The sequence below is a fragment of the Actinosynnema sp. NPDC023658 genome (genome assembly GCF_040639995.1).
GTDB lineage: Bacteria > Actinomycetota > Actinomycetes > Mycobacteriales > Pseudonocardiaceae > Actinosynnema.
Window position 1 is genome coordinate 1 of sequence record NZ_JBFAAX010001195.1, and the last position, 1,566, is coordinate 1,566.

Here is a 1,566-nt window from a genome sequence, read left to right on the forward strand (position 1 = left end):
GTGCCGCTCGTCGCCCGCCCACACGCGGACGACGTCCGCGCCGACGTACTCGACGCGGGGCGCGGGCGGGTGACCGAGGTCGACCGGCGCGCGGTGCAGCGCGGCCAACCACGTGCGCCACTCGAACAGCTCGCTGCCGCCGGGTTCGGCGCACACGCCGTCGCCGCCGTCGAGCAGCAGCCCGCCGCGACCGAACAGGGTGTCGAACCCGATCAGCTCGTGCACCGCGGCGGCCGCGTCCGGTGCGTCCCGGCCACCGCTGTCCAGGTACAACGCGCAGAGCACCGCGCCGACCTCGTCCAGGTCCACCGTCCCGTCCAGGCGCAACCAGGCGTCGTCGCCGCCGGACACCGGCCACAGGTCGAAGTTCTCCGGCGCGTACCTGGCGATGACTGGCGAGAACCGGACCACCTCCCCGAGGCTAGTGGCGATGCGCCCCGGTGGCAGGGGCCGCCGGGGCGCATCGTGGTCTCCAAGTGCCGGTAGGGCCAGCCCTACCCCTGGTCGGCCCGCCAGACCTGGTACTCGCGCATGCCGTACAGCAGCGGCAGGTGACCGTGCTCCTGCGCGACCTGGAACGCCTCCCCGAAGACCACCGTGTGATCACCGACGGCCTCGGTCCGGCTGACCCTGCAGTCGGCCACCGCGTGCGCGTCCTCGACCAGGTGGGGGCCCGCCGCGCTCGGTGGCAGGCGCCACGGGATCAGGTCGAACCGGTCCGGTGCGCCGGACGCGAACAGCTCCGCCACCGACTTGGCGTTGCCGTGCAGGAAGTTCACCGCGAACGTGCCGGCGGCGAGCACGGCGTCCAGGGTGGGGCTGCCGTTGCGCAGGCACACCAGCAGCGTGGGCGGGGACAACGTCACGCTGCACACGGACGAGACCGTCATGCCGCGCGGCGAGCCGTCCTCGGCGGTCGTGGTGATGATGGCGACACCGGTCGGGAAGTGGGACATCAGGGTGCGGAACTCCGCGATCGCGATCGCGGGCAGCGATTGGGTCATGACCTGCTCCCGGGCAGCTCGGGGACCGGCACGCGCCTGGAGGCGCGAGTGCGTTCGATGAGGGAGAGCAGCGGACCGGTCATGCCGGTCGTCGCCAGCGCCATCACCACGAGGGCCAGGAACAGCTGCACGGAGAGCAGACCGGCGCTGTACCCGGCTTGCAGCACGACGATCTCGGTCAGGCCGCGGGTGTTGACCAGCACGCCGACGCTCAGCGACGTGCGGCGGTCCTGACCGGCCAACCGCGCGCCGGCGTAGCCGCCACCGACCTTGCCGAGGATGGCCAGGCCGGTGGCGATGAGGATGGCGGCCCAGGGCACCGAGCCGCGCGGCGCGTTGGCCACGCCCATGCCCGCCACCACGAAGAACACCGGCACCAGCAGCCGGCCGAACGACATCACCGGGCGGGCGACCTTCTCCCACGCGCCGCCGGGCAGGGCGAGGCCGACCACGAACGCGCCGAACACGGCCGTCAGGCCCCAGTGCTCCAGCTGGAACGCCGTCAGCAGCGCCACCGCGGCGATGGCCACGCCGGTGGCCCGGGGGTGGCGCTCGGCCAGGG

General features: G+C 73.5%; 3 protein-coding genes. All 3 read right to left on the reverse strand.

Translation table 11 applies throughout. The annotated features are described in order from the left end of the window. Positions 1–411 (reverse strand): hypothetical protein (locus tag AB0G02_RS39470; protein ID WP_360805415.1); only part of this gene is annotated, 411 nt, incomplete at its 3' end. Between the two features lie 83 nt (positions 412–494). Beyond that, positions 495–1,004, reverse strand: a complete 510-nt coding sequence (locus tag AB0G02_RS39475) for a flavin reductase family protein (protein ID WP_360805418.1) — start codon at positions 1,002–1,004, stop codon at positions 495–497. Continuing rightward, a partial coding sequence (locus AB0G02_RS39480) for a cation:proton antiporter (RefSeq protein WP_360805421.1) occupies positions 1,001–1,566 on the reverse strand: 566 nt, incomplete at its 5' end. The genes AB0G02_RS39475 and AB0G02_RS39480, both read right to left, overlap by 4 nt.

Coding starts and splice junctions, on each gene's coding strand:
- AB0G02_RS39475 (WP_360805418.1), bottom strand. CDS start 1,004: ATGACCCAATCGCTGCCCGCGATCGCGATCGCGGAGTTCCGCACCCTG.